Here is a 26,713-nt window from a genome sequence, read left to right on the forward strand (position 1 = left end):
AATAGTTTGATAATGTATCTATTTTTATGTATAATAGATGTGTTGAAAAGAGCTGATAATTCAGATAATAGTGAGGGAGATATGGCTAAACAAAAAAATGAACAATCTTATGATGGCTCGCAAATTCAGGTCCTGGAAGGGCTTGAGCCGGTTCGCAAGCGTCCAGGTATGTACATCGGTAGCACTGGCTATGATGGTGTGCATCACTTAATTAAGGAAATTGCCGATAACTCTATTGACGAAGCAATAGCTGGCTATGCTACAAAAGTTGAAGTGACGCTGCTGGAAGATGGTGGGGTGCGTATTTCTGATGACGGACGCGGAATCCCTGTTGATAAGCACCCAAAGACAGGTAAAAGTACCCTGGAGACAGTTTTAACTATATTGCATGCTGGTGGTAAGTTTGGCGGCGGCGGCTACAAGGTTTCATCTGGTCTTCATGGTGTTGGTTCGAGTGTCGTGAATGCGTTGTCTACGCGAATGATTGCCGAGGTTCGGAAAAATGGTAAAGTCTATCGTCAGGAATATGCGACTGGCGTGCCACAAACTGATTTAGAGGTTGTTGGTAAGTCTGATACCTCTGGAACCACCATTACGTTTTATCCAGACCCAACTATTTTTAAAGAGACCGTTAGCTTTGACTATAAATGGGTTGTTAATTATCTTCGACATCAGGCGTATCTAACGAAGGGCGTTTACACATCAGTTGTTGATGAGCGAACCGGTGAGAGAAAAGCTTTCTACTTTGAGGGTGGCATTAAGAGTTATGTGAAGAACTTGAATATCGGTAAAGAAGTCTTGTCAGAAGATATATTTTATGTTGAGAAGCAGGTTGAGGATTGTATGGTGGAGATCGCTGTACAGTATAACGATACTTATGTTGAGGTGGTAAAGCCATTTGCTAATAACGTCTTAACTCCTGATGGCGGTACTCATTTGGTTGGTTTTCGAACGGCACTAACGCGAGTTATTAATGATTACGCCCGTAAAAATAATCTACTAAAAGAAAAAGAAGATAACCTGACTGGTGATGATATTCGCGAAGGTCTGACAGCAGTAATATTAGTGAAGTTACCCGACCCGCAGTTTGAAGGCCAGACAAAGAATAAGCTTGGTAATCCTGAGATGCGTCGCTATGTAGATCAGGTGATGAGCGAGTATTTTGCGTACTACTTAGAAGAGAATCCGGCTACAGCTAAGAAGGTTGTTGGCAAGGCGGCCTTGGCAGCGCGAGCGCGTAAGGCAGCTCGGGCGGCTCGCGATAACGTTATCCGTAAGGGTGCGTTTGAGGGGCTGAATTTACCTTCTAAATTAACTGACTGTTCGTCGCGTAATCGAAAAGATTGTGAGTTATTTATCGTTGAGGGTAACTCGGCGGCTGGTTCGGCCAAAGACGGTCGTGATTCGACTATTCAAGCTATTCTTCCTCTGCGTGGTAAGGTATTGAACACTGAGCGAGCAAGGTTTGATAAGATGTTTGCTAATGCTGAGATTGTTTCATTAATTAAGGCTATGGGTGTTGGTATTGGTGACCAGTTTGATATTAGTGGAATCCGTTACGATAAGATAATCTTTATGACGGATGCTGATGTTGACGGCGCTCACATCTCAACTCTTCTTATGACCTTCTTCTTCCGCTATATGTCTGAAGTTATTGAGGCGGGACATGTGTACTTAGCGAAGCCACCTCTGTTTGGCTTGATTAAGGGTACAGGTAGTAATCGTAAAATTGAATACGTTTATGATGAGGCGGCACTGGAGCAGACGCTGAGCCAGAGAATTGAGGAGCGTCGAGCTTCTGGCATTAAGATAGACGAGTCGGCTGAGAGATTTAAGCAAGCTGGATTTACAGCGCAACAACGTTTCAAAGGTCTGGGTGAGATGGACGCGTCTCAGTTGTGGGAAACGACCATGAATCCAGAGAATCGAACTTTGGTGAAGGTGAATATCGAGGACGCAGAGCGGGCGGATGCGATATTTACGAAGCTGATGGGCGACAGTGTAGAATTGAGGAAAAATTTTATTCAAACAAATGCCGCTAAGGTTAACGTGGAAGATTTGGACTTTTAAGGAGGAGATATGGCGGATAACGATAATAAAAATATAGTAGAACCAGAAATTCTGAACGAAGAGCCAGAAATTCGCGGTATTGAGAAGTCGACAGTTGAAAGTGTCATGGAGGACTCCTTCTTAAAGTACTCCATGTCGGTTATTATTGATCGAGCTTTGCCTGATGTGCGCGATGGACTGAAGCCTGTGAATCGTCGTATTTTATACGCAATGAATAAAAATGGTTGGCGCGCTCCTCATGCTACCGTTAAATCGGCCAAGATCGTCGGTGAAGTTATGGGTAATTATCATCCGCACGGTGATTCTTCGATTTATGACGCTATGGTGAACTTGGCTCAGCCATGGAAAATGCGCTATACGCTGGTTGAAGGTCAGGGTAACTTTGGTTCTATGGACGGAGATGAGCCGGCGGCTTCTCGCTATACTGAAGCACGAATGGATAAGGTTGGTGGTGAGTTGCTGGCTGATATTGACAAAGAGACGGTTGATTTTCGTGATAACTTTGACGGAACGGAGAAGGAGCCAGTAGTTCTGCCGTCTGCTGTACCGAATATTCTGCTGAATGGGCAGATGGGTATTGCTGTTGGTATGGCGACAAATATTCCACCGCACAACCTTGGCGAGGTCGTTGATGCTACGGTGGCGCAGATAGATAATCCTGAGATTACACTTGACGAACTTCTAACCCATATTAAGGGACCTGATTTTCCAACGGGCGCAGAGGTGTATGGCGGTGCGCCAATGCGACAAGCCTATGAGACTGGGCGCGGATCGGTAACGATTAGGGCGGTTGCGACTATTGAAGAGCGTAAAAACGGTCGCTATAGTATTATTATCACCGAAGTTCCTTATGGCATGAGCAAGGAAGGGTTTGTTGATAAGGTCCGGGAATTGGTTTTGGCAAAGAAAATAACCCACATCGCTGATGCGCGAGACGAAAGTGCCCGTGGTAAGGTTAGGGTTGTTGTTGAGTTAAAGAAGGATGCTTATCCAAAGAAGATTCTTAACCAGCTGTATAAATTAACTGGGTTACAAACATCATTCCACTATAACGTCTTAGCCTTGGTTAATGGTATCCAGCCAAAGGTGATGGGCCTAAAAGAGATTTTGGCGGAGTTTATTAAGCACCGTCAAGGGGTGATTCGTCGTAGGACTGAGTTTGAACTGCGTAAGGCTAAAGAGCGAGCTCATATTCTTGAAGGTCTGAAGATTGCGCTTGATCATATTGATGAGGTTATTAAGACAATTCGTGAGAGCTATGACGATGCTGACAAGCGATTGATGGAGCGCTTTGGCCTCTCTGAAATTCAAGCAGCAGCAATCTTGGCAATGCAGCTACGACGATTGCAGGGTTTGGAACGCGATAAAATTGAAGACGAATTGAAGCAGCTTCATGAATTGATTAAGAAATTGGAAGCAATTTTGGCAAGTGAACAGGAAATCCTCAATGTGGTGAAAGCTGAGCTGTTAGCTATGAAAGACAAATATGGTGATGAGCGGCGCAGTAAAATTATCAATCACGAGCTAGGTAAGTTCTCTGACGAGGAGCTGATTCCAGAAGAGGAGTCGGTTATTTTGCTGACTAGCGAGAATTATATTAAGCGAACATTGGTTAGCGACTATCGTAGGCAGAACCGTGGCGGTAAGGGCAAGCGTGGCATGACAACCAAGGAAGAGGATGTTATCGACCAGGTGGTTCAGGCAAGTACTCATGACTATCTACTGTTCTTCACTAATATGGGTAGAATTTTCCGATTGAAGGCTTACGAGGTTCCAGCTGCAAGTTTGAGCGCTAAGGGTGTTGCTGCGGTAAACCTCTTGCAACTTCAGCCAGAAGAGAAAATAACGGCAATCATCAAGCATGAAAAGAACGCTAATGATGATGGCTATCTCTTCATGGCAACACAGAAAGGTACAGTGAAGAAAACTCCTGTGAAAGATTATGCTAATGTTCGTACAAATGGATTAATTGCCATTAAGCTTGATGAGGGCGATGAACTGCGCTGGATAAAGAGAACGAGTGGTGATAATGACGTAATCATATCTACATCGGCAGGACAGGCTATCCGCTTTAATGAAAAAGATACGCGGCCAATGGGCCGATCGGCGCGTGGCGTTCGTGGCGTGAGACTGCGTCCAAATGACTCTGTTGTCGGTATGGATATTGTTACTGGCGATGATCAGACTTTACTGGTTGTTAGTGAGAAGGGATTTGGTAAGCGCACTAAGGTCTCTAATTTCCCAAGTCATAAACGTGGCGGAGTTGGCATAAAGGCTGCGGTAGTAACTGCCAAGACAGGTCCGATTATATCTGTACAAACTATTGATCCAGAGGTGACTGAGGCGCTGTTGGTCTCTCAGAATGGTCAGACGATTCGTTTGAGTCTGAGCGACATTAAGCTGCTTGGCAGGACTACTCAGGGGGTGACAATTATGCGCTTGTCTGACGGTGATGCTGTATCGTCGATTGGTTTAATGGCGGATCGTCCGCAGGATGAAGGCAAGTAGCAATGAAAGTTCTGGTAGTCCCAGTAATCGCGTGGGTGATATCTCAGGGATTGAAGCAGGTCTTTCACCTTATGGGGCGTAATCGTCGAGTATTTAGCGGCGATACCAATCCGAAGATACTGCTGTCTGGTGGTATGCCGAGTGCGCATAGTGCGATTGTTGTGTCGATGGCGGTGTTCTTGGGGCTACAGGACGGATTGAATAGCTCAGTTTTTGGGTTGTCTGTTTGGTTGTCTATTATTGTAATGTATGATGCCATGATGGTCCGGTATTCGTCGGGTATGCAGGGCGAAGCGTTGAATAAGTTAATTATGGAGCAGGGCAGCAAGCTAAAAAAACTGCGTGTCGCTCATGGTCATACCCCTGTAGAAGTGCTTGCTGGAGCGAGTATAGGCGCCGTTGTAGCTATTGTTGTGTTTTTCGCAACAAAATAATTAAGAAAACCTATTGACCTATCTAATTAGATAGGGTAAGATTGGTATTAAGTCTGGTTGCTGGAGTGCGAGTTAAGCAACGTTTTACAATCTGTAAAGTGGAGTAATTAATACTTCAGGCCGGCTTAAATTGAACCTTAACAATTTGATTGTGCAATATCATCGTCAGTTTATATTTTGTAGAGCCTTAATACTTTGATACAAAGTAGATTTTTAACGGAGAGTTTGATCCTGGCTCAGGATGAATGCTGGCGGCGTGCCTAACACATGCAAGTCGAGCGGCAGCGGGTTCTGCACTATCAACTTGAAGCCTGGACGCGGGGATTTCCAAGGGAAATCAGCCGCATCATTTCGAAAGAGATGAGTGTCTGGGGTGATTTCAAACTGATAGTGCAGAATGCCGGCGAGCGGCGAACGGCTGAGTAACGCGTAGGAATTTGCCCCAAAGTGAGGGATAACTGCCCGAAAGGGTAGCTAATACCGCATATGGTCTTCGGATTAAAGGATTTATCCGCTTTGGGAGAAGCCTGCGTTGGATTAGGTCGTTGGTAGGGTAATGGCCTACCAAGCCGACGATCCATAGCTGGTCTGAGAGGATGATCAGCCAGACTGGAACTGAGACACGGTCCAGACTCCTACGGGAGGCAGCAGTGAGGAATCTTCCACAATGGGCGAAAGCCTGATGGAGCAACGCCGCGTGAAGGATGAAGGCCTTCGGGTTGTAAACTTCTTTTATGAGTGAAGAATATGACGGTAACTCATGAATAAGCACCGGCTAACTACGTGCCAGCAGCCGCGGTCATACGTAGGGTGCAAGCATTATCCGGAGTGACTGGGCGTAAAGAGTTGCGTAGGCGGTTTAATAAGTGAATAGTGAAACCTGGTGGCTCAACCATACAGACTATTATTCAAACTGTTAAACTCGAGAGTGGTAGAGGTAACTGGAATTTCTAGTGTAGGAGTGAAATCCGTAGATATTAGAAGGAACACCGATGGCGTAGGCAGGTTACTGGGCCATTTCTGACGCTAAGGCACGAAAGCGTGGGGAGCGAACCGGATTAGATACCCGGGTAGTCCACGCCGTAAACGATGGATACTAGCTGTTGGAGGTATCGACCCCTTCAGTAGCGAAGCTAACGCGTTAAGTATCCCGCCTGTGGAGTACGGCCGCAAGGCTAAAACATAAAGGAATTGACGGGGACCCGCACAAGCGGTGGATTATGTTCTTTAATTCGATGATAACCGAAGAACCTTACCAGGGCTTGACATCCAGGGAAGGTCTATGAAAGTAGACTGTGCCTTTTGGAACCCTGTGACAGGTGATGCATGGCCGTCGTCAGCTCGTGTCGTGAGATGTTAGGTTAAGTCCTTCAACGAGCGCAACCCTTGTGAATAGTTGTATTTTTCTATTCAGACTGCCCCGGTAACGGGGAGGAAGGAGGGGATGATGTCAGGTCAGTATTTCCCTTACGTCCTGGGCTAGAAACGTAATACAATGGCTAGTACAATGCGCAGCGAAGCCGCGAGGTGAAGCAAATCGCATCAAAGCTAGTCCCAGTTCGGATTGGAGGCTGAAACTCGCCTCCATGAAGTCGGAATCGCTAGTAATCGCAAATCAGCAAGTTGCGGTGAATACGTTCCCGGGTCTTGTACACACCGCCCGTCAAACCATGAAAGTGACCAACACCCGAAGTCCGATTCGTCGGCCTAAGGTGGGGGGCATGATTGGGGTTAAGTCGTAACAAGGTATCCGTACCGGAAGGTGCGGATGGATTACCTCCTTTCTAGGGAGAATAGATGCCAACTTGTCGAGTAATCACAAGTTGAGCTAGGTCGGTCTCGTAAATATGCTGAGCTTACATATTTACAACAGTCCTCTCGAGGACGAGACAAAGTTCAAAAACCTTCTCTACGATAAGCCGATTGATGGATTGCACAATCAAGTTGTTAAACTAGAAAAGCCCCTTCATGAGGGGCTTTTTTGTGATGTGAGTGTGGTGGGATTCTTCTGGATATACTAATAGAAAAACAGCTGAGTACATCTAGCCACTTAAAGAGCGTGTGGTTTTACTAGAGGCCGCCACCAAAGAGCGAATTTAGCAGCCAGTTCAGTGGTATGGTATGTAGGCTGAGCATGATGACAAATCCCACCCCGCAGGTTATGAGTCCCCAGAATTTGAAGCGCTCGTAACTGCTGACGCCACCCCCTAGGTTGTCAGCTAATTTCTGATGAAAAATGACGACCAGTCCACCAGCTGCCATAATTAAAATTCCAAAAAATAATGCGCCAAAACTAAATTGATACAACATATTATTTAAATTATACACTTGTCATAATTAAAAAGATACTGTACAATTAAAAAGTCTTGGCAATGGGGACATAGCTCAGTTGGCTAGAGCACCTGCTTTGCAAGCAGGGGGTCCAGGGTTCGAGTCCCTGTGTCTCCACCATATGGGGTGAAGTAGGCTTACGTCTACGACACTCCACCAAGACTGCAATGAGGGCGATTAGCTCAGCTGGTTAGAGCGCGTCACTGATAATGACGAGGTCGGAGGTTCAAGTCCCTCATCGCCCACCACTTATGATCTTTTTGATCGCATGGGCGCTTAGCTCAGTTGGCTAGAGCATCTCGTTTACACCGAGAGGGTCGGGGGTTCGAGCCCCTCAGCGCCCACCACGTATTTCTCACCAATGTGGTGAGTTTTCTTTTTTTAGTGCGTTTAAGTATAATAAAGGTTATGTATAAGTGTTTTATTAAGCCTGTTCTTTTTCTATTGTCCCCCGATGCAACTCACAAACTAATTATTTTCTGCGGGCGTGTAGCACAATCTTTGCCGCCAGCTAGGTGGTTTGTCCGTAAAATGTTGAGTTTTCAAGACAAGTTACTTCAGCAGGAAATAGACGGTGTTAATTTCTGTAATCCAATTGGGCTTTCTGCTGGATTTGATAAGAATATTCAATTATCGCCACTGATGGAGGATGTCGGTTTTGGTTTTGCCTCAGGCGGGTCGGTGACGCTAGAGCCGAGAAAGGGGAATCGACGACCGTGGTTTCATCGCTTGCCAAAGACGAAGTCTGTGGTAGTGTATGCGGGTATGCCAAATTATGGATTAGAAAAGATAGGTAATTACGTCAAAGCTAATCGGATTAAGATACAATCAATGCCGACAGTTGTCTCGGTGGCGGTTGTTGCCAATAAATCTACTAAGGACAAACTTGGACCAAAAGTTCCAGAAGAATATATAGTTAAGGACGTAAAAAAGGCAGTAAATTATATTATAGATAATAAATTGGCAAGTATTGTGGAAATTAATATATCTTGTCCAAATGCCGGCAAGGAGCCATTTATTTACCCAGAAACTTTAGAGATTTTGCTAAAAGAGATTGACGCTGTAGATAGAAATATTACTTTTTGGATAAAAATGCCACACCTATATGACATTAATCAATTTGATTCGCTTCTAAAAGTTATCGTGAAGCATAATATTCAAGGTGTGACTATAGCTAATTTAGTAAAAGATCGTACTAGGGTAGAGATAAAAGATCTGTTGACCGATGAAATACGTGGTGGTTTGAGTGGTGAGCCGACGCGCAAACATAGCCTTGAGTTAATTCGCTATGCCTATAAAAACTACGGTAATAAGTTAACAATCGTCGGTGTGGGCGGAATTTTTTCGGCTGAAGACGCCTACGCTAAAATCAAGGCTGGTGCTAGCCTAGTCGGCTTGATTACTGGGCTATTTTTTGAGGGTCCGCAGCTGATTGGCCGGGCAAATCGTGAGCTAGTAAAATTACTAAAAAACGATGGTTTTTCTAGCATTTCTGAGGCGGTTGGTGCGGATTTTAAGAAAAAGCCAAAAAAGTTGAAAAAACTTTAAAAAAACTCTTGCAAAACAACTTCAGCTGCTGTATAGTTAATTACTAGTTACGCGAATGTTCAAATGAACCTCTGGCGATACACTGCAGAACGTGCGAGGGCAGTGAAAAAATTAATCGAGTGTAGATAGATGTGTCAAATTCTTGACTAATCAATTGTGCACTCAAAGTGTGAGGCACTGATCATTAACAATTTGAGAGTAAAAGAAATTGAGTTTTTAATTGACGGTAATAGTAATTGCAAAGTAGCAACTACTAGTTAAGTCAATGCATAAAAAGGTACTCAAGGGCACTAAATGGATGCCTAGACGTATATTACCGATGAAGGACGTGGAAGACTGCGATAAGCCTCGGGAAGCTGTCAACAAGCTTTGATCCGGGGATTTCCGAATGGGGAAACCCAGCATGAGTCATGTCATGTTGCCACTTGCTGAACACATAGGCAAGCGAGCGGGAACCATCTGAACTGAAACATCTTAGTAGGATGAGGAAGAGAAAGTAAATAACGATTGCGAAAGTAGTGGCGAGCGAAATCGCAACAGCCCAAACCTTTTAAGTTTTTGCCTATTTATTTAGGCAAATAAGTTGATAGACGAATACTTATAAGGGGTTGTGATATTACATATGACCAAGTCAGAGAACTTCAGAGCAATTTGAAGGTATCTGATTTGCGATACCAGGCTATCAACTGGTAGTAAGGTAAGAAAATGGCGTGGTTAGCAGAATAGTTTGAATGACTAGCCAAAGAGCGTGAAAGCCGTGTACGCGAAAACGACGCTGACCTTATGTATGTTTTATCGAGTAGGACGGGGCACGAGAAACCCTGTTTGAATCTGGCTGGACCACCAGCCAAGGCTAAATATAGTATACGATCGATAGTGAATTAGTACAGCGATGGAAAGGTGAAAAGAACCCCGGGAGGGGAGTGAAATAGATCCTGAAATTTAGTGCCTACAAGGAGTCGGAGCCGGCTTGTCCGGTGACGGCGTGCTTTTTGTAGAACGATCCAGCGAGTTAATTTTTACAGCGAGGTTAAGTCAATTGACGGAGCCACAGTGAAAGCGAGCCTGAATAGGGCGTTTAGTTGTAAGGATTAGACCCGAAACCGGGTGACCTAACCATGAGCAGGTTGAAGCCACTGTAACAGGTGGTGGAGGACCGAACCAGGATACGCAGCAAAGTGTTTGGATGACTTGTGGTTAGCGGTGAAATGCCAATCGAACTCGGAGATAGCTGGTTCTCCTCGAAATAGCTTTAGGGCTAGCGTTGTGTTAGTAGCACATGGGGGTAGAGCTCTGTAAAGGACTGGGGCGGGCAACTGTACCCACCCTTAACAAACTACGAATACCATGTGTGTAACCACGGCAGTTAGAACATCGGTGCTAAGATCGGTGCTCGAAAGGGAAACAGCCCAGACCATCATCTAAGGTCCCTAAATTAACGTTCAGTGGGAAACAAGGTGAGATTTCTTAAACAGCTAGGATGTTGGCTTAGAAGCAGCCATTCATTTAAAGAGTGCGTAACAGCTCACTAGTCAAGAGATCTTGCGTGGAAAATGTAACGGGGCTAAAACGTTATACCGAAGATATGGATGTCAGATTTATCTGGCGTGGTAGAGGAGCGTTCCTATCAGCGGTGAAGTCGAATCGGAAGGTTCGGTGGAGCGGTAGGAAGTGAGAATGCTGGAATGAGTAACCATAAGAGAGGTGAGAATCCTCTCGGCCGTAAGAGCAAGGTTTCCTGAGCCATGGTAATCATCTCAGGGTTAGTCGGGCCTAAGCCGAGGCGCAGAGCGTAGGCGATGGACATCAGGTTAATATTCCTGAACCGGTTAAGTTTTGTACACTGTTCACGGGGAAGTAATCGAAGCGGATTCATGGTTTATCCGTCCAACCGAGCGGGAACGCAAAGGGAGTGAAAGTGATTCTTCGGAGTCGCGATTTTGGTGAAAGCCCTGGCTAGAAAAGCAGGTGTACGCGTGGACTTAGCCGCCCGTACCGCAAACCAACACAGGTGCTCGAGTCGAGTAGACTCAGGCTTACGAGCGAACCTTCGCTAAGGAACTCGGCAATACAGCGACCGTAACTTCGGGATAAGGTCTGCCCCCACTTCGGTGGATATCAGCCGCGTTCACTCAGTGAATAATAGGTTAAAGAGTACATTTTTAATCACAAAACGAATTTTCTGAGATAGAGCAAACAAACTGTTCTTTTGAACGCGAATCTCTGGCATCTAACGATGTGGGGGCCGCAGCAAAAGAGCCCACGGAACTGTTTATCAAAAACACAGGTCTCTGCTAACACGAAAGTGGATGTATAGGGGCTGACTCCTGCCCAATGCTGGAAGGTTAAGGGGAGCGCTTCACGGTGCGAACTGAAGCCCTAGTCAATGGCGGCGGTAACTATAACCGTCCTAAGGTAGCGAAATTCCTTGTCAGGTAAGTTCTGACCCGCACGAATGGAGTAATCATGTGGGCACTGTCTCAGCGAAGGACTCGGTGAAAGTGCATTGGCGGTAAAGATGCCGTCTGTCCGTACCAGGACGAAAAGACCCCATGGAGCTTTACTACAGCTTTACATTGAATACGGTTTCAACATGTGTAGCATAGGTGGGAGACGTTGAAGCAGATACGCCAGTATTTGTGGAGTCACCAAGTGAAATACCACCCTTGTTGTGATTGTGTTCTCACGCTGACCGTTATCCGGTTAGCGGACCGTGTATGGTGGGTAGTTTAACTGGGGCGGTTGCCTCCTAAAGAGTAGCGGAGGCGTTCAAAGGTTGGCTAACTTCGGATGGAAATCGAAGTGATAGTGTATGCGCATAAGCCAGCTTGACTGTGAGGAGTACATTCCAATCAGAGACGAAAGTCGGAGCAAGTGATCCGCTGTACGTACATTTGTACATGAATGTGGGATCGACAGCGCAAACGGATAAAAGTTACCCTGGGGATAACAGGCTTATAGCGCCCAATAGTTCACATAGACGGCGCTGTTTGGCACCTCGATGTCGGCTCATCACATCCTGGAGGGGGAGCACCTTCCAAGGGTTCGGCTGTTCGCCGATTAAAGTGGTACGCGAGCTGGGTTCAGAACGTCGTGAGACAGTTCGGTTTATATCCGGTATGGACGATAGGAAACTTGAGAGGATCTACCCCTAGTACGAGAGGACCGGGGCGGACGCACCTCTGGTGTATCGATTGTGGCCACCTGCTGCATTGTCGAGTAGCTATGTGCGGACTAGATAAGCGCTGAAAGCATATTAAGCGCGAAACTAACCTCAAGATAAGGTTTCCCTATGAGGACACAGAAAGACTATCTGTTTGATAGGCGCAAGGTGGAAGTGCAGCAATGCATGGAGCTAAAGCGTACTAATAGTCCCATTGCCTTTTTATGTCCTTGTCTGTGGAGTTTATGCTTGCATAAACATTACGGATAAGGTAGACTTGACTAGTAATTGGTGCTTTTCAACTAGTGCCAGTCAATTAAAAATCAATTCCGTGCTGATATTTGGACATCGAAGAAAGGGGTTTGGCCCACCACGCGAGTATATGTGGAACCAAGCGCTTTAAACCCCCTCCTTCGGTGCCCATGGCGAGGAGGAAACACCTGTTCTCGTTCCGAACACAGAAGTTAAGCTCCCCAGCGGCGATTATACTGCGAAAGTGGGAAACTAGCACGGTGCCGAATTATAAGAAAGCCATCCTAATAGGGTGGCTTTCTTCTTTGTTTTAAAATGTTTGTGGTATGTTTTGGGGAGTGATAAAATATAAGCATGTGTATAGTATGTAGGGTGGCTACTGGCGGTGTGGCGACTGCAATTGCTTTGACGCCAGTTATCAATGCGTCAGTACCTAAAGATGCTAAAACTGAAGCGAAAAGGGTTGTTAGCGCTAAGATTTTGGCTGAAATGAGATCTCCATCATCCCTAGCTTCTCTTAAATTACCGAGTATAGAAACACCGAGCTGGCACTCTAGTTCTCAATCTGCTAAAAAAATAAAATCAGCCGTCAAAAAAGAAGTAAGTTATACAATATCCACCAAGGGTAATGTCCGTTCAAATTTAGTTGAATTTTCCAAACAGGTTAGCGAAACGTTAAATGATTCTAGGGGCTGGTCGCGAATGGGGGTTGTTTTTCGGGAAGTAACATCTGGTGGCGATTTTGATTTGGTTTTATCCCAAGCAGAATTATTGCCGACATTTTCGTCGGGTTGTGATGCGGAGTGGAGCTGTCGAGTGGGTAAGTCTGTAATTATAAACGATAATCGGTGGTCTGGTGCGACTATAGCTTGGAATAATGCGGGCGGTGATATGCGTAATTATAGACATATGGTGATTAATCATGAAGTTGGACATTGGCTGGGGCATGGTCATCTGAACTGTTCTGGCGCAAATAATCCAGCGGCGGTTATGCAACAGCAGTCGATTGATCTTCAGGGGTGTGCGTTCAATCCGTGGCCGCTTGATAGTGAACTGTGGTCGACGACACTGGGGATAGGACTATGAAAATACTTCAGGATCGGCGTCGAATTAAAATTGCTATTATCATTGGTCTTGTGAATCTAGTGATTATTTTGGCATATGGATTTGTTAGCTGGAAATCTTGGGAGAATATCCAGTATGTGACAAAAAATACTAACGAGAAGAGGGCTTCGATATTTTCTAAGTTACAAAAGGATAAAGTATCCATTGAAAAACTTAGTGAATATTCAGTTAATTTAAAGAGTAGAGTTAATGACTGCAATGTGGTGTTTTTAGTATCATGGCAAGAGAATATTAATAATAAGTTTAAAAAGTATAAGACAGATTGCCAGGAGTCAATGGAGGCTACCCAAAGCATTGCGCATAATATTGATAAAATCATTGATTTTATGCAGTTTGATAAAGAATTAAGCGATGAAATTGATACACTATCTGGCAAGCTTGCTAAGTATCAACCGAATGATTTTACGTCTATTGAAAAGGGGTGGTCGGGCGTAAAGAATAAGATAGAATCCGGCAAGAATGAGGCTAAGTTACGCAAGCTAGCGGCTGAGAGGATTGACGCTATTTTGCTGTCTGTGCGTGATTTGAAGCTTGCTGAAGAGAAGAAAGACAGTGGTCAATTTACTATAGCTAAGGACAAAATGACTGTAGCTATTAATTCTCTAATTGGCATGCAAAATGAGCTAACGCAAGAGGCGCAGTCTAGGATAGATAATCTTCTCAAAGGTTTCTAGAAGATATAGGGCTTATATAAGTAAAAAATACCCCTTTATGACTAGGGGTATTTTTCTTCTCGAATCTCGCAGAAAACGAGAATTTTTGTGGTGGAACTCATAATTTCTAAAGCTCCAACAGGTGCCGTCAGTAACTGACTTTATTAGTATAGCTAATGCGTTAACGAAACGCAATATTTTATTCACAATAAAAACAACTTATGTAAATATTGACAAAGTATTAACAATATGCTAGTATATGAACATAACACATACCATGTGTGATATATAAAGGTGAGGGTTTCCATGGATTTTATGTGGAAATCTTTTTTAAAACGGAGGAAAACGTTTCCATGGCAGGAACAAAGGCTGGCGGCTTAAAGGCTGCTCAAAAAAATCTAGCTCGTGATCCAGATTTTTATGCAAAAATTGGACGCAAGGGCGGTAAAAATGGTCGAACTGGTGGCTTTGCTGCAAACCCAGCTTTGGCTCGCATCGCTGGCGCTAAGGGCGGACGCATTTCACGCCGTACGAAGAAGACCGTACAAAAAACTGCAGAATAAGACCGCTCCAATCTCTTAAAATTAGCCTCCGTAGGGGGCTTATTTTATTTGGTAGCGTTTGAGCTGACAGGATTTTGCCTGATTGACTCTCCATTCTGTATTGCAACTTAGGCATCGATACGTTGCATTGTCCTTCTGCAATCCTACAGCATCACATTGAGGACAGAGGCTTCGCTTATGTAGCCAATCTCGATAACTATCTAGAAATTCCTGAATAGCAGAATCGTCCATGTTGAGTTTTAAGCTATATTTTGGAGCTAAGTTGTTAATCGCGTATTCCCATGCTGACCTTTCTATGTCAATAAGCTGGACGTCTCGTTGATAGTTTTTATGGTCAAGCTTGGCGTGGGCAATCTCATGCAATAGCTGCATTAAATCTTGTTTAGACAATAATTTTTCGTAATAAATTGTTCGTGAATTAGGGTTCCAAAAAAAGGCCTCGCCTTTCTCGAAGTTTAGATCTGGAAAATCGTGTTTAATTTTGGCTATGCTGACTAGCGACATTGTCGTAACATCCATATAGTACAATTTCTTCCGGGTTGGGGGCGCTTATAATTTTTGGAACAGATATAGCTGCTGGTAAACTTTCTGCTAAAAGCCCATTTAATGTATGCAAAAAATAAGGGACAAACGGTCCTATACTGCCACCTATGGCAACTACGTCTGGTTGAACGAAGGCAATAAGTGGCTGCAGGCCTGCTTTTATCCTGTCTGCAACTTCCTCCCAGACTTCGGCTGGTGTTTCTGATGATAATTCACCAAGCAGTTCTCCCAGTACTCTTGTGGCAGCAATTTCTTCCCAGGTCGTAGCTTTTCCTTGGTAATTTAAGGCCATATGTCCGCCTTCGCAGTCGTTGAGCGATTTATGCAGATTGCCATTAAGGATAAGAGAGGTGCCGACACCGGTGCCAAGTGTTATATATAGCCCACATCTGGGGACTGTTTGTAGCCGTCGCATGGTCGCTAGGCCTGCCATATTGGCGTCGTTGGCGATAATTATTTTAGCCATAGGGAACTGCTCGGAAAATAATTGGCTAATTGGTTGATTATTCCAGCCTAAATTTTGACACCAAATGGCCACCCCGTCACGCACCACGCCGGGTATAGCTACGGATATAGTCTCAATTGACTGGTCGTCTGCGATAAGGCGAATTTGATTAGCCACGCGCTGAATATATTGATTAATATCCTTGGGTGTAGGAAATTTAATAATTTGCCCAGGAGCGCCTTCTTTATTGAAGTTTGCTACTAGTGTTTTGGTACCGCCCGTGTCAACGCCAATAATCATATATCTATTATAACAGTAGTTTTACTAATAAGGGACTATTATGATATAATAAAGAAAATTTGAGTGGAGAATGTGTAATGAAGAGGACAAATCAAGCTGGATCTATTGGTGTTTTTGTGGCAGTTGGCGCTATTTTAGTAGTGGCGTCTTTAGTAGTGTTATACACAATTAGACAAAATACTTTATCGCAGAACACATCGCCTATTTCTAGCGATTTAGTAGCGACAGAAAAGAAGGATAAAAAAGATTCACAAGGCAGTAGTGCGCAGCAGCAACCAAATAAGCAGGGTGCTGATAGTAAGTCAGGCGGTCGAGGGGAGGCTCGCTCCGATGTTAAGACCGAAGATACTAAATCCTCATCGGTAGATAAGGGTCCAGCTCAGCCATCTGTAAAGTCTGGTAAGGATCTGCCGAAAACTGGCCCTGAGGATTTGGCAGTTTCGGTGTTTGCTGCCGGCACCCTGGCGTTTCTGATAACTGCTTATTATCGGTCTCGCTATCTGGCGTAGCTTTGACTTGCGTCTATCTGTTGTGATATAATTATCACGATCTACGGAGATGTTTTTTATGGTGTCTCTGAAGAGCAATATCAATTTTAAGGAAGGGGTCTTTAGAAGACTTATGGCAGATGCCAAAATTACAATGGACGACCTGCTGGCGCAAGCAGGCGATAATGTTAAGCAGATTACAGTCGGTGAAACTATCGACGGTACTGTTTTATCAGTTAAGAAACACGAAATTTTAATCGATTTAGGGCCTTTGGGTGTTGGTTTGGTGCCACGCCGTGAAGTTAGCCTTTCAAAAAGCTACAATGTTGGCGATTCAGTTATCGCTAGTGTGATTGATTCTGAACTGGAAGATGGCTATTCTCTACTATCACTACGCAAGGCGGCGAAGGATCGCGGCTGGGATGAGATAGCTGCTAAATTAGAATCTGGTGAAATCATCACTGTCGTACCGTACGACGCTAACCGTGGTGGACTACTTGTGGAATACGAAGGTATTCGCGGATTCTTGCCAGTATCACAGTTGTCAGCTGAACACTATCCTCGTGTAGGTTCTAGCGACAAGGATGAAATCTTGCAGCGATTGAACGGCTTGGTAAAGAAAGACATTAAGGCGCGAATCTTAGATGCTGACCGTAAGGCTAATAAACTGATTTTCTCTGAGAAAGAGGCTGTTAAAGAGGGTCTGGCAGAGCGATTCCAGAAATTAGCAATTGGTGACACGGTTAAGGGTGTGGTTACTGGTGTTGTGGATTTCGGTGTGTTTGTCAATGTTGAAGGTATTGAAGGTTTGATTCACATCTCAGAAATTAGCTGGGAGCGTGTCAATAATCCATCTGATTATGTGAAGGTTGGTCAAACTATCGAGGCTAAGATTATCGCAATTGACAAAGAGCGTCTAAGCCTAAGTATGAAGCAGTTGACCAAAGACCCATGGTTGGATGAGGTTGAGCAGTTCAAACCTGGTGAAAAAGTTGAAGGAACAGTAACTCGTATAACTCCATTTGGTGCATTTGTGCAGTTGAGTCCAGCAGTTGAGGCGCTAGTACATGTTTCAGAACTGGGCGGTGATGGTACTGATCCTGAAAAGGTGTTCACCTTAAATGAGCGCAAAGAATTTACGGTTTTGGATATTGATAAAGAAAATCGCAAGATTTCTCTTTCGCTTGGCAAATCAAAGAAAAAATAATACAAATCCCCTGAAGCGTAGTTACGCCCAGAGGTGAGAGGAGCTTATTATGGCAGAAAAAATCGTCAATATTGCGGATTCGGTAACGGTTGGCGAATTAGCCGAGACTCTGGGGCTGTCAGTAACTACGCTGATTGGTGAATTGTTTAAGAACGGGATTGCTGCAACAATCAATCAGCGAATAGATTTTGAAACAGCGCAAATTATTGTTGAAGAATTAGGCTTGGATGTGCAGTTAAAGCTTAAAGCTGCGTCTTCGGAAATTAAGCATCATACACGTAAATTATCGGATAAGGCAGTGCCTCGCCCACCGATTGTGGCTGTAATGGGACATGTCGATCACGGCAAGACTAGTCTACTTGATGCTATTTTGGATAAAAAGACAGTTGAAGGTGAGGCTGGTGGAATTACTCAGCATATTAGTGCCTATCAAGCTCAGCGTAACGACCGAATGATTACATTACTAGACACGCCGGGGCATGAAGCTTTTGCGGCATTAAGGCAGCACGGCGCAACCTTAACGGATGTGGTCATTATCGTGGTGGCGGCTGATGACGGCGTTAAGCCGCAGACCGTTGAGGCTATTCGATTTGCTCGTTCAGCTAATGCTAAAATTGTTGTAGCAATTAATAAAATTGATAAGGAAGCCGCTAATCCACAGTTGGTGAAGACTCAGCTGGCTTCTGAGCATGGCTTGAATCCTGAAGAATGGGGTGGTGATACAGTTATGGTTGAAGTTAGCGCCAAAACTGGTCAGGGTCTAGATAAATTGTTAGACATGGTCTTACTGGTGGCAGATATGGAAGATTTGCGCGCAGACGAGGATGTGCCGGCTGAAGGTCTAGTTATTGAGGCTCATATGGAAACTGGACGTGGTGCTGTTGTCGGTCTATTGGTGGAAAACGGACACCTAAGACCGGGTCATTACTTGGTGGCTGGTACGGCTTACGGACGAGTTAGAACTCTTCAAGATTTTCGCGGTAAGGCAGTGAAGGATGCTGGTCCAAGCATGCCAGTTAATATGACCGGATTTAAGGAATTGCCGCAATTTGGTGACGGTTTCAAGATTGCAAAGAGCGAGAAAGAGGCTCGTAATTTGGCGCAAAAAGCGAAAATTGAGCAAGAGAAAATGGCAGCTACTACTAATGTTACTGGCGCAGACATCCTTAAGATGATGAATCGAAAGCATGACGCGGAAGAGTTTAATGTTATTGTTAAGGCTGACGTTCAGGGTTCGGTAACCTCGGTAGTCGATAGTTTGAAATTGATTGATACAAATGGCGAGGTTGAGTTGCATGTCGTTGGCACGGGTGTGGGTAATATTTCTGAAAATGATATCCATTTGGCGGTTGGTGAAAATACGGTGATTTATGGATTTAATATCGATCTGCCGCCAGCGGTTAAGCGTTTGGCGATGCGCGAGCACGTAGAGGTACGAATCTTTAAAGTCATCTATGAGCTATTGGATGATGCTAAGGCCTCAATGGAAGCCCTATTGGCGCCGGAAGTTGTTGAGACAGAGATTGGTGAGCTGGAAGTTAAGGGTGTTTTCAGGACGATGCGTGAAGAGATAATTGCTGGTGGTGAAGTGACTCGTGGTAAGGTATCTAAAGATTTGTTAGCGCGGGTTAAGCGAGGTAAAGAGCAGATTGCTGAAGTTGAAGTCTCTTCGGTTCAGCGTCAACAACAGGAGGCCAAGGAGGTCTTTGAGGGTGAAATGTGTGGATTAAGTCTTAGGACTAAGAAAAAGATGACCTTGGAGATTGGTGATAGGTTAGAATTCTTTACTAGGGAATTGGTGAAGAAGACTTTGAGATAGTGTTCTGTAAGGTAGCTGTAGTTAGCAATATCTTATTGTTACTGGTATAATTTAAACATATGTATATAGAAGAAAGAAAAGGAGGACTATGTTCCAACTGAATGAGGAATTTCTTAAAGAGCTGGATCTGGATAAATTGCCACAAGAACAGCAAAAGCCATTTTTGCAGCATATTTATAGCGAGCTGGAACTACGAGTTGGCGAACGACTTAGTCAGGGCATGAGCGATGCTCAGCTGGATGAGTTTGCAAATATTATAGATAAGACTCCGGGTGTCGTGGAGGGATTTTTGGCAAAGTATGCGCCAAATTACCAACAAGAGCCTATGTTTCAGAGGTTGCTGCAGGCTTCAGGTGCGGCACCTGACGATACTCGCCTAAGAGATGAATTTGCGGCTACGAAGTGGCTGGAGGTGAATCGTCCAGATTATCGTGATGTCGTGGCAGCGGTGATGAACGAGTTGAAGAAGGAAATTATTGCCAACCGCGATGCTATTTTAGGTGGCATGGGTGCCCCTTCAGCGCCGCAGCAGACTCAAAGCGACTTTGATTTGGCTGCTTAGCCAGTAGGCTTAGCCTTGATGACCACGGAGAAACGCCTCTGCGGTCATTTTTTTGCCGCTGGTTGGAGCGATAAGTTCGTCAATAATTAGATAATTGCCGTCGGAGAATTTTTGATCAAGAGGGGATTTTGGAGTATTGTTGCAGTGAGATTTTGTAATGATAATATCTCGGTTATTAATAGTCATTCGGCTGCGAGGGAATCCCAGATGTGCTCGAACGTGAGCTTCGGCCTCTACGGCTGTCATACGTTCTGGGTTAATCCGTGAATCTTCCTTGGTTAATAGCTGGCAGTATGTTGCGTCGCTTTCGTTTTGTGGTGTCGGAGTGACGACGGTGTTGTCGATAATATCTGGTAGATTGTTTATTAATAGAGCAGTTCCGTCGTGGAATAATTTATCGTATAATTCTGGCTTTGTTTCTTTTCTTGTGAGAGGTTGGGTAATTTGCGAATATATTGGCCCGGCATCCATTTTGCTATCAAGCTGCATAATTGACACTCCGGTTTCATGATCTCTGTTAGCTATGGCTGCTTCAATTGGTGAAGGTCCGCGATATTTTGGCAATAAGGAGGGGTGAACATTAATAATTCCTGGCGTAAATAAATCAATAATTGATTGCGGAATGATTTTTCCGTAAGCGACTAATATACCCGTTACTGGCTGAAGCCGCTTTATATGTTCGGTGATTTCGCTTACTTTGTTTGGCTGTAAAACAGGGATATTATGCGATTTAGCAAATGTTTTAACTGGAGGCTCGGCAAGCTTATGGCCTCGACCACGCCTGGTGTCAGGTTTGGTAACAACGCAAACAACATTAAACCCATTGTCAACAAGAGCTTTTAGGGTAATTAGGCTATAATTCTCAGTCCCAAAGAATACTATTTTCGGCGATATCTTTGTCATAATCTAGCGGCTGCAGCTCGCCTTTCTTATCGAGCGTATAAAAAGCGTCTTTTTTATCTTTAATGTGATCAATAAAAACCAGGCCATTACAGTGATCAATTTCATGCTGCAAGACCCGCGCTAAGAAACCTTCTGCCTTAATGCGAATTTCCTCACCCTCCAGGGTCATTGCTTTTACACGAACCTTACTGTAGCGGGGAACTCTGCCATAAATGCTTTTAACACTAAGGCAACCCTCGAAATCTTCAACAATCTCACCCTCATACTTTACAATTTCTGGGTTGATAAGCGTTATAAACTCCCGAGTTGATTTTTTTTCAAAATCCGCACGGACAATTACGACTCTTTCTAGTTTATCCACTTGTACGGCTGCCAGGGCCGCACTGATTTCGTGTGGTCGTGAGTCTTCCCAGTCAAGTGCCGCTGCAGTCATGTCGTCTGCTAATTTTGTGACATCGTCTGTGACAACGTGAATTTTTGATGATTTTTGGCGAAGATGTGGATTTGGTAGTGTAATAATATCGTCTCTAGTCATTATTGTAATTATAACAGAAATTACAACAGACTGACAGGATCCAGTTCGTATTGCCAATGAGTTGAGGGTAGAAACTCTAGAATATTAAGCAGCTCCTGGCGGCGGCGGCTTTTAATGACGATTTGCCAGCGATATGTATCGCGAAGTCGCTCGTAAAAAGCGGGCGTCGGCCCTAGTATCTCAATATTGTTAGATTTGGCCTTTAATAGGTCTGCTAGTTTCTTGCTATTTTTAATAGCGGCGGCTTCGGTTTTATAAATACAGGTTAATTTTAGTAAGTATGCAAAGGGTGGAAAATTAGTTTTTTGCCGTTGGCCGATAGTCCTATCGTAAAACTCTGAGTAATCTTGAGATAGGCCATTTGTGATAGATGGATGATTTGGCTGGTATGACTGAACAACAACTTCCGTAGAAACGTTCGATCTGCCTACACGACCAATCACCTGAGCTAGCAGCTGGAAAGTTCGCTCAGCTGATGAATAGTCGGGCAGGGCTAGTCCGGCGTCAGCTTGGATGACTCCAACTATCCTAAGATGCGGTAGATCAAGCCCTTTGGCGATAACTTGCGTGCCAATAATAATATCTATCTCACCATTTTTTAGCTCATCATAGCGCTCCTCGACCGTAGATTTTGTATCGGTATCTCTGTCAAATCGAGCAATTTTTTTGTTCGGAAATAACCTCTGCAATTCGCTCTCAATACGTTTGGTGCCTATGCCCTTGTGGATAATGTTTGCGTTTTTACACTCCGGGCAACTAGTAGGGACTTTAGTTGAAAAATTACAAATATGACATGATAATTTATGATGGTCAGCGTGAAGAGTTAATGGCACAAAGCACCGTGGACAGCCAGCTTGCCAGCCACAATTTTCACAGAGAGTAGTAGCTGCAGTACCTCGTCTATTGTGAAAAATCAGAGCCTGTTTATTCTTGGACAAGGTTTTAGACAATGATTCTATCAGGGCATCCGATAAGAAATGGTGTTGAGTAAAATTATTGCGCTTTGTCATATCAATCAGTGTAATATGGGGGCGAACTGTGTTCGGTCGAGCCGGCTTTGTCATGGTTGCTATGGGAGTATTTGATTTTTTGGCAATATAATAGTCGGCAACTGCGGGTGTGGCGCTGCCTAAAATTAATTTACCACGGTGTTGGTTGGTAAGAATTGAGGCAACTCGTAGGGCTGAATATCGTGGTGACTGTTCTTGTTTAAAACTGGGTTCGTGACACTCGTCTATCACCACTAGTCCAAGCTGCTGCACCGGCGCAAAAAGTGCAGACCTTGGTCCTATTATCACCACTGGATCATTGGAGCCGATAATTCTTTTCCAAACTGCATATCGCTGCGCTTCGGTTTGTTTGGAGTGGGTGACGATTACGTTTGGTAGGTGTGCGGAGAATTCTGCGACCAATTGTGAGGTGAGAGCTATTTCCGGTACGAGGATTATCGATGACCTTTCTTCTTCCAGGGTTCGTTTTACGGCCTCTATATACACTAGTGTTTTGCCCGAACCAGTTACTCCGTGTAAAAGAATAGTTCCAGAGCTTAATTTATCAATAGTCTTGAGGGCTGCCTTTTGCTCGTCAGTGAACACATTTTTTATTCGATTTTCTGTTAAATTAACTGAGACGGTGAGATTGATTGGGCGACGTTTTTTAGATAAACCACTAGGTAAAATGGCTTGCCAAACTGTTGCCTGATGGGTGGCGTAATATTTACTCATCCAGGATGCTGTTTGAACTAGCTCAATCGGTAAAGGATAGTCTTCGATGATTCTTCTAATGGGCTTGACATCAAAATCGGGTTTACGGACTTCTTGTAAAACTATACCGACAGCGTTAATTTTACCGATTTCTATGGCAACAATTGTTCCGGTGGGTAGTCTATCTTCAGAAGAATAAGTAAACGAATCAGCGTCACTACGGACAATTCTTGTTGGTGAAACCAAATAATAATGCATGTTCATATTATATCGCGAAAAAAATGCTAAAATAAGCATATGTATTTTGAGAGTCGTTCGCAGGCTGGGGCAATCCTGGCGGATAAGGTGCTGGAAAAATACCGCTACGAGAACTGTGCGGTGGTTGCAATTGGCGAGGGTGGCGTATTGGTTGGCGAGCAAATTGCGGTAAAACTCCACTGCGTACTAATGATGCTGCTTAGCGAAGGTATTGAAATTCCTGGAGAAAGTTTGAGCATTGGTGGGATGTCGCAATCGGGACAATTCACTTATAATAGCCAATTCTCTGACGGGGAGATTCATGAATATACAAGTGAATTTCATGGCTATTTGGAGGAGAAAAAACGTGAGGCACATCAGAAGATGAACAGGCTTTTGGGCGATGGTGGAATTATTGATAAGGATATGTTAAAAGATAGGGTGGTGATTTTGGCGAGTGATGGATTTGGGGATGATTTATCGGTTTTGGATGTAGCTTTGAGTTTTCTAAAATCAGTTCGAATTGAGAAATTGGTGATTGCAGTGCCGTTCTGTGGCGTGGCGGCGGTGGATAAATTACATATGACGGTTGATGAGATGCATATTTTGGATGTGAAAGAGAATTTTATGGGCTTAAATCATTACTATGAAGACAATACATTGCCGTCAAAAGAGGAGACTATAGCGAAAATTAATCAGGTAATTTTGAATTGGCGGTAAAATGCTTGTCGGGTGTTGTAAAATTGTGATAAACTTGAAGTAAGAAAGATGCGTTAGGGAGGTTATGTTAGACGTTTTTATTACATCTAGGGTGCGGCGAAAAATCGTAGTAGTATACGCTAAGTATCCTGATTTTCATACACATGTTCGTGGTTTGGCAAAGCTAATCAAAGAGGATCCTGGTAATATCCAACGAGAATTGAAGCGGCTGGAAAAAGTTGGGTTTTTGCAAAGTGAAAAACAGGGTAACTCGCGCACGTATTTCACTAATAAACAATTTCCAATTTTCAAAGAGTTACAAAGTATGGTAATCAAGTCTCAGCAATATTCGGCACGCTCAAAGCGCGGTATGGCTGATAGGGACTAATGAATTTATTTGAGAAGATCTTAGTAGCTCGGGGCTTGACGACGCGGGTAGCGCGCGAAGCTTTTTTGCGGCCGGATTATGCGGCGGTGAAACATGATCCGTTTTTGCTGCCGGATATGGAAAAGGCGGTGGCGCGGTTGAAACAGGCGCGGCAGCGGGGCGAAAAAGTCGTCATTTACGGTGATTATGACATTGACGGACTGAGTGCCACGGCACTGCTGCTGGACGCGTTTGGTAAGTTTGGTTTTAAGGATGTTGACGCTTTTATCCCGAACCGGTTTGTTGAGGGCTATGGTATGACCATGGGTGCGGTGGACAAGGTGTGCGATATGGGCGCAGATTTGATTGTGACGGTGGATACCGGCAGCTTGTGTCATGCGGAAATTGCCTATGCCGCCAGCTTGGGTATTGATACGGTGGTGACGGATCATCATAACGTGGCCGAGACGCCGCCGCCGAGCGTGGCAGCGGTGAATCCAAAGTTTTCGGGTCATACATACCCATTCCGCGATTTGTGCGGTGCGGGCGTGGCGTTCAAGTTGGTGCAGGCACTGCAGACTGAGCTGGATGGTTTGCCTGATGGCTATGAAAAATGGCTGCTCGATTTGGTGGCGCTGGGGACGGTGTGCGACATTGTGACGCTGGTAGATGAAAATCGGGCGAATGTCTATTGGGGCTTAGAAGTGTTGAAAAAACAACAACGTCCAGGATTGAAAGCGTTGATGGCGGTGGCAGGTATTGAACCGGGGCAGGTTAATGCCAGGCATCTGGGGTTCGGTCTGGGGCCGCGGATGAATGCAGCGGGCAGATTGGAGACGGCGCAATATGCTCTGGATATGCTGACGGCGAGTGATGGTTTAGAAGCATTGGAAGCTAGTGAAAAATTGGAAGAATTAAATATCAAACGCCGTAGTATTCAGGATGAGATTTTTGACGAAGCTTGCCAGCAGGCGGACAATATGGCTGATGATCGAGTTTTGGTGGTGAATAGCGGCAATTGGAATCACGGAGTTATCGGCATCGTGGCGTCAAAGTTGGTGGAGAAATATAAAAAGCCGGTGTTTATCATCGGTGAGCGTGGTGACGAGGCTACGGGTTCGGCACGAAGTTTTGGTGATTTTTCCGCGGCTGACGCGGTTCGCGCAGCTGACGACATCATTATTAAAGGTGGTGGTCACGGAGCGGCGGCGGGCGTGACGCTGGAGACTGAAAAAATTGGTTATTTTCGTCGTCGCGTGAATGAGTTTTATGATTCGCTGCAGCTAACAAATCAAGAGCGATATTTATTGCCGAAAGCTGATGTGGAAATCGATGATTTTTCGGAAATTAATGAGGAATTGGTGGAGAATTTGGCGAAAATGGAGCCGTTTGGCAATGGCAACCCAGAGCCAATATTAAAAATTACTAGAGCCAGCGTGTTGAGCGTGCGGCGAATTGGTGCGGATGGACAACATGTTAAATTATCGCTGCGTGATAAAAACGGTAAGGTTTTGCAGATGCTGGCGTTCAACGCGCCAGAGGAGTTTTTCCGCGAGCCAGGCGACGAGATGGCGGCGTGGTTCCAACCAACCGTAAATGAATGGCAAGGCGTGCGGACGGTTGAAGGGCGGTTGCTACATTTGGCTTAGGCGTAATAGTTGCCGTTACTTATAGAATAGTTTATTATTATAGTGTAGTAATACTTTTTAAGTAGAGGGTGATTTTAGGAGTTGTAGTAATATGAGAAACTGTGAAAATTTTACTGAAGTTGGGCGTGGAGAAGGTTTGACGGAAGGTGAGTTGCGAACAATGGGCACGTTAGCCATGAAAGCGACTGAAGAGCTTAAAAAAACTACCATTAGGAAAGAGGCTGTCTTATTAGGGGACGTTCCATTTGATTCTTGGGACGAATTCGCAAAAGCTGTACAAGAAATGGCTGGATATAGTTATGAGCCTATTCCAGTTAAAATTAATACAAAAAGGCTTATAGCAACAGCATTTCTAGATGATAGAGGAGAGATGTCTGTAGAAGAGAATTCCGTACCTGAGGAGGTGTTTATAAACTTGTCAAGAACGAGGTGTGTTGTGGATGCGGATAGAAGTCATAAGTCGTATAAATTCACGTGCCCAGCACTTAAGAAATATCCATCTGGAGAGCTCTACCCAATACGCGAGGTGTATGTTATATCGGCAATAGATGCCAACGGTAGCCAAGAAGTGGATTTCAAGATTATTCAAGGCGGTCTTAACTAAACCTA

At 44.5% G+C, this 26,713-nt stretch carries 21 protein-coding genes, 3 tRNA genes and 3 rRNA genes; 21 read left to right on the plus strand and 6 right to left on the minus strand.

Translation table 11 applies throughout. The features are described 5' to 3' along the window. The first annotated feature begins 81 nt into the window (after positions 1–81). The 4 genes from TM074_RS00635 to TM074_RS00650 all read left to right on the plus strand — a co-directional run bounded on the left by TM074_RS00635 (position 82) and on the right by TM074_RS00650 (position 6,796). Positions 82–2,070, plus strand: a complete 1,989-nt coding sequence (locus TM074_RS00635; RefSeq protein ID WP_369000474.1) for a type IIA DNA topoisomerase subunit B — start codon at positions 82–84, stop codon at positions 2,068–2,070. A gap of 9 nt (positions 2,071–2,079) precedes the next feature. Then, positions 2,080–4,578, plus strand: a complete 2,499-nt coding sequence (gene gyrA / locus TM074_RS00640; RefSeq protein WP_369000475.1) for a DNA gyrase subunit A — start codon at positions 2,080–2,082, stop codon at positions 4,576–4,578. Positions 4,579–4,580: 2 nt separating this feature from the next. After that, complete coding sequence (locus TM074_RS00645; RefSeq protein ID WP_369000476.1) at positions 4,581–5,012, plus strand: divergent PAP2 family protein; 432 nt, start codon at positions 4,581–4,583, stop codon at positions 5,010–5,012. Between the two features lie 213 nt (positions 5,013–5,225). Next, positions 5,226–6,796 (plus strand): 16S ribosomal RNA (locus tag TM074_RS00650). Positions 6,797–7,082: 286 nt separating this feature from the next. Here the strand turns inward: TM074_RS00650 and TM074_RS00655 are convergent. After that, positions 7,083–7,322 (minus strand): hypothetical protein, encoded by a 240-nt coding sequence (locus TM074_RS00655; protein ID WP_369000477.1) that lies wholly within the window; start codon positions 7,320–7,322, stop codon positions 7,083–7,085. Between the two features lie 64 nt (positions 7,323–7,386). On the opposite strand from TM074_RS00655, the gene TM074_RS00660 reads away from it, so the two are divergent. The 9 genes from TM074_RS00660 (at position 7,387) to TM074_RS00700 (ending at position 14,647) form a co-directional block, all read left to right on the plus strand. Further along, positions 7,387–7,463: transfer RNA gene (locus TM074_RS00660), tRNA-Ala, on the plus strand. Between the two features lie 51 nt (positions 7,464–7,514). Then, positions 7,515–7,591: transfer RNA gene (locus TM074_RS00665), tRNA-Ile, on the plus strand. A gap of 22 nt (positions 7,592–7,613) precedes the next feature. After that, positions 7,614–7,690 (plus strand) — tRNA-Val (locus TM074_RS00670). A 61-nt stretch (positions 7,691–7,751) separates the two neighbouring features. Then, positions 7,752–8,891, plus strand: coding sequence for a dihydroorotate dehydrogenase (quinone) (pyrD, locus tag TM074_RS00675; protein ID WP_369000478.1), 1,140 nt, complete (start codon positions 7,752–7,754; stop codon positions 8,889–8,891). A 270-nt stretch (positions 8,892–9,161) separates the two neighbouring features. Further along, positions 9,162–12,281: ribosomal RNA gene (locus tag TM074_RS00680) — 23S ribosomal RNA — on the plus strand. Positions 12,282–12,466: 185 nt separating this feature from the next. Beyond that, positions 12,467–12,575 (plus strand): 5S ribosomal RNA (gene rrf, locus TM074_RS00685). A gap of 85 nt (positions 12,576–12,660) precedes the next feature. After that, positions 12,661–13,392, plus strand: a complete 732-nt coding sequence (locus TM074_RS00690; RefSeq protein ID WP_369000479.1) for a DUF3152 domain-containing protein — start codon at positions 12,661–12,663, stop codon at positions 13,390–13,392. After that, positions 13,389–14,105: a hypothetical protein gene (locus TM074_RS00695; protein WP_369000480.1), complete on the plus strand. Its 717-nt coding sequence runs from the start codon at positions 13,389–13,391 to the stop codon at positions 14,103–14,105. Before TM074_RS00690 ends, TM074_RS00695 begins: the two co-directional genes overlap by 4 nt. A 332-nt stretch (positions 14,106–14,437) precedes the next feature. After that, entirely contained in the window at positions 14,438–14,647 is a 210-nt protein-coding gene (locus TM074_RS00700) for a general stress protein (protein ID WP_039327966.1), read from the plus strand. A 39-nt stretch (positions 14,648–14,686) separates the two neighbouring features. On the opposite strand, the gene TM074_RS00705 is transcribed toward TM074_RS00700, so the two are convergent. Beyond that, positions 14,687–15,166: an ImmA/IrrE family metallo-endopeptidase gene (locus tag TM074_RS00705; protein WP_369000481.1), complete on the minus strand. Its 480-nt coding sequence runs from the start codon at positions 15,164–15,166 to the stop codon at positions 14,687–14,689. Further along, positions 15,123–15,935: an ROK family protein gene (locus TM074_RS00710; protein ID WP_369000482.1), complete on the minus strand. Its 813-nt coding sequence runs from the start codon at positions 15,933–15,935 to the stop codon at positions 15,123–15,125. Before TM074_RS00710 ends, TM074_RS00705 begins: the two co-directional genes overlap by 44 nt. A 77-nt stretch (positions 15,936–16,012) precedes the next feature. Between TM074_RS00710 and TM074_RS00715 the strand changes: the two genes are divergently transcribed. The 4 genes from TM074_RS00715 (at position 16,013) to TM074_RS00730 (ending at position 20,011) form a co-directional block, all read left to right on the plus strand. Further along, on the plus strand, positions 16,013–16,444 hold the full coding sequence (locus TM074_RS00715; RefSeq protein ID WP_369000483.1) for a hypothetical protein: 432 nt from the start codon (positions 16,013–16,015) through the stop codon (positions 16,442–16,444). A gap of 112 nt (positions 16,445–16,556) precedes the next feature. After that, on the plus strand, positions 16,557–17,630 hold the full coding sequence (locus TM074_RS00720) for a 30S ribosomal protein S1 (RefSeq protein ID WP_369000484.1): 1,074 nt from the start codon (positions 16,557–16,559) through the stop codon (positions 17,628–17,630). Between the two features lie 49 nt (positions 17,631–17,679). Continuing rightward, a complete protein-coding gene (gene infB / locus TM074_RS00725) occupies positions 17,680–19,449 on the plus strand; it encodes a translation initiation factor IF-2 (protein ID WP_369000485.1) in 1,770 nt (589 codons plus the stop codon). A gap of 88 nt (positions 19,450–19,537) precedes the next feature. Continuing rightward, positions 19,538–20,011: a DUF5663 domain-containing protein gene (locus tag TM074_RS00730; protein ID WP_369000486.1), complete on the plus strand. Its 474-nt coding sequence runs from the start codon at positions 19,538–19,540 to the stop codon at positions 20,009–20,011. 9 nt (positions 20,012–20,020) lie between these two features. On the opposite strand, the gene fmt is transcribed toward TM074_RS00730, so the two are convergent. The 3 genes from fmt to priA are packed head-to-tail and all read right to left on the minus strand — an operon-like array spanning position 20,021 to position 23,410. Then, on the minus strand, positions 20,021–20,914 hold the full coding sequence (gene fmt, locus TM074_RS00735) for a methionyl-tRNA formyltransferase (protein WP_369000487.1): 894 nt from the start codon (positions 20,912–20,914) through the stop codon (positions 20,021–20,023). Further along, a complete protein-coding gene (def, locus tag TM074_RS00740; protein WP_369000488.1) occupies positions 20,874–21,449 on the minus strand; it encodes a peptide deformylase in 576 nt (191 codons plus the stop codon). The genes fmt and def overlap by 41 nt, the downstream gene beginning before the upstream one ends. A gap of 20 nt (positions 21,450–21,469) precedes the next feature. Next, on the minus strand, positions 21,470–23,410 hold the full coding sequence (gene priA / locus TM074_RS00745; protein ID WP_369000489.1) for a primosomal protein N': 1,941 nt from the start codon (positions 23,408–23,410) through the stop codon (positions 21,470–21,472). A gap of 39 nt (positions 23,411–23,449) precedes the next feature. Between priA and TM074_RS00750 the strand changes: the two genes are divergently transcribed. The 4 genes from TM074_RS00750 to TM074_RS00765 all read left to right on the plus strand — a co-directional run bounded on the left by TM074_RS00750 (position 23,450) and on the right by TM074_RS00765 (position 26,708). After that, positions 23,450–24,109, plus strand: coding sequence for a phosphoribosyltransferase (locus tag TM074_RS00750; protein ID WP_369000490.1), 660 nt, complete (start codon positions 23,450–23,452; stop codon positions 24,107–24,109). A gap of 64 nt (positions 24,110–24,173) precedes the next feature. Continuing rightward, positions 24,174–24,476 (plus strand): ArsR family transcriptional regulator, encoded by a 303-nt coding sequence (locus TM074_RS00755; RefSeq protein ID WP_010164263.1) that lies wholly within the window; start codon positions 24,174–24,176, stop codon positions 24,474–24,476. Continuing rightward, positions 24,476–26,104 (plus strand): single-stranded-DNA-specific exonuclease RecJ, encoded by a 1,629-nt coding sequence (recJ, locus tag TM074_RS00760; protein ID WP_369000491.1) that lies wholly within the window; start codon positions 24,476–24,478, stop codon positions 26,102–26,104. The genes TM074_RS00755 and recJ overlap by 1 nt, the downstream gene beginning before the upstream one ends. Positions 26,105–26,195: 91 nt before the next feature. Further along, entirely contained in the window at positions 26,196–26,708 is a 513-nt protein-coding gene (locus TM074_RS00765; RefSeq protein WP_010165524.1) for a hypothetical protein, read from the plus strand. The last annotated feature ends 5 nt before the right edge of the window (positions 26,709–26,713 follow it).

The sequence above is a fragment of the Candidatus Nanosynbacter sp. TM7-074 genome (genome assembly GCF_041006295.1).
Lineage (GTDB): Bacteria > Patescibacteriota > Saccharimonadia > Saccharimonadales > Saccharimonadaceae > Nanosynbacter.

What these genes read in the sequence shown, in the direction of transcription:
- TM074_RS00635 (WP_369000474.1), top strand. Translation starts at nt 82, where the DNA reads ATGGCTAAACAAAAAAATGAACAATCTTATGATGGCTCGCAAATTCAG.
- gyrA (WP_369000475.1), top strand. Translation starts at nt 2,080, where the DNA reads ATGGCGGATAACGATAATAAAAATATAGTAGAACCAGAAATTCTGAAC.
- TM074_RS00645 (WP_369000476.1), top strand. Translation starts at nt 4,581, where the DNA reads ATGAAAGTTCTGGTAGTCCCAGTAATCGCGTGGGTGATATCTCAGGGA.
- TM074_RS00655 (WP_369000477.1), bottom strand. Translation starts at nt 7,322, where the DNA reads ATGTTGTATCAATTTAGTTTTGGCGCATTATTTTTTGGAATTTTAATT.
- pyrD (WP_369000478.1), top strand. Translation starts at nt 7,752, where the DNA reads ATGTATAAGTGTTTTATTAAGCCTGTTCTTTTTCTATTGTCCCCCGAT.
- TM074_RS00690 (WP_369000479.1), top strand. Translation starts at nt 12,661, where the DNA reads ATGTGTATAGTATGTAGGGTGGCTACTGGCGGTGTGGCGACTGCAATT.
- TM074_RS00695 (WP_369000480.1), top strand. Translation starts at nt 13,389, where the DNA reads ATGAAAATACTTCAGGATCGGCGTCGAATTAAAATTGCTATTATCATT.
- TM074_RS00700 (WP_039327966.1), top strand. Translation starts at nt 14,438, where the DNA reads ATGGCAGGAACAAAGGCTGGCGGCTTAAAGGCTGCTCAAAAAAATCTA.
- TM074_RS00705 (WP_369000481.1), bottom strand. Translation starts at nt 15,166, where the DNA reads ATGGATGTTACGACAATGTCGCTAGTCAGCATAGCCAAAATTAAACAC.
- TM074_RS00710 (WP_369000482.1), bottom strand. Translation starts at nt 15,935, where the DNA reads ATGATTATTGGCGTTGACACGGGCGGTACCAAAACACTAGTAGCAAAC.
- TM074_RS00715 (WP_369000483.1), top strand. Translation starts at nt 16,013, where the DNA reads ATGAAGAGGACAAATCAAGCTGGATCTATTGGTGTTTTTGTGGCAGTT.
- TM074_RS00720 (WP_369000484.1), top strand. Translation starts at nt 16,557, where the DNA reads ATGGCAGATGCCAAAATTACAATGGACGACCTGCTGGCGCAAGCAGGC.
- infB (WP_369000485.1), top strand. Translation starts at nt 17,680, where the DNA reads ATGGCAGAAAAAATCGTCAATATTGCGGATTCGGTAACGGTTGGCGAA.
- TM074_RS00730 (WP_369000486.1), top strand. Translation starts at nt 19,538, where the DNA reads ATGTTCCAACTGAATGAGGAATTTCTTAAAGAGCTGGATCTGGATAAA.
- fmt (WP_369000487.1), bottom strand. Translation starts at nt 20,914, where the DNA reads ATGACAAAGATATCGCCGAAAATAGTATTCTTTGGGACTGAGAATTAT.
- def (WP_369000488.1), bottom strand. Translation starts at nt 21,449, where the DNA reads ATGACTAGAGACGATATTATTACACTACCAAATCCACATCTTCGCCAA.
- priA (WP_369000489.1), bottom strand. Translation starts at nt 23,410, where the DNA reads ATGCATTATTATTTGGTTTCACCAACAAGAATTGTCCGTAGTGACGCT.
- TM074_RS00750 (WP_369000490.1), top strand. Translation starts at nt 23,450, where the DNA reads ATGTATTTTGAGAGTCGTTCGCAGGCTGGGGCAATCCTGGCGGATAAG.
- TM074_RS00755 (WP_010164263.1), top strand. Translation starts at nt 24,174, where the DNA reads ATGTTAGACGTTTTTATTACATCTAGGGTGCGGCGAAAAATCGTAGTA.
- recJ (WP_369000491.1), top strand. Translation starts at nt 24,476, where the DNA reads ATGAATTTATTTGAGAAGATCTTAGTAGCTCGGGGCTTGACGACGCGG.
- TM074_RS00765 (WP_010165524.1), top strand. Translation starts at nt 26,196, where the DNA reads ATGAGAAACTGTGAAAATTTTACTGAAGTTGGGCGTGGAGAAGGTTTG.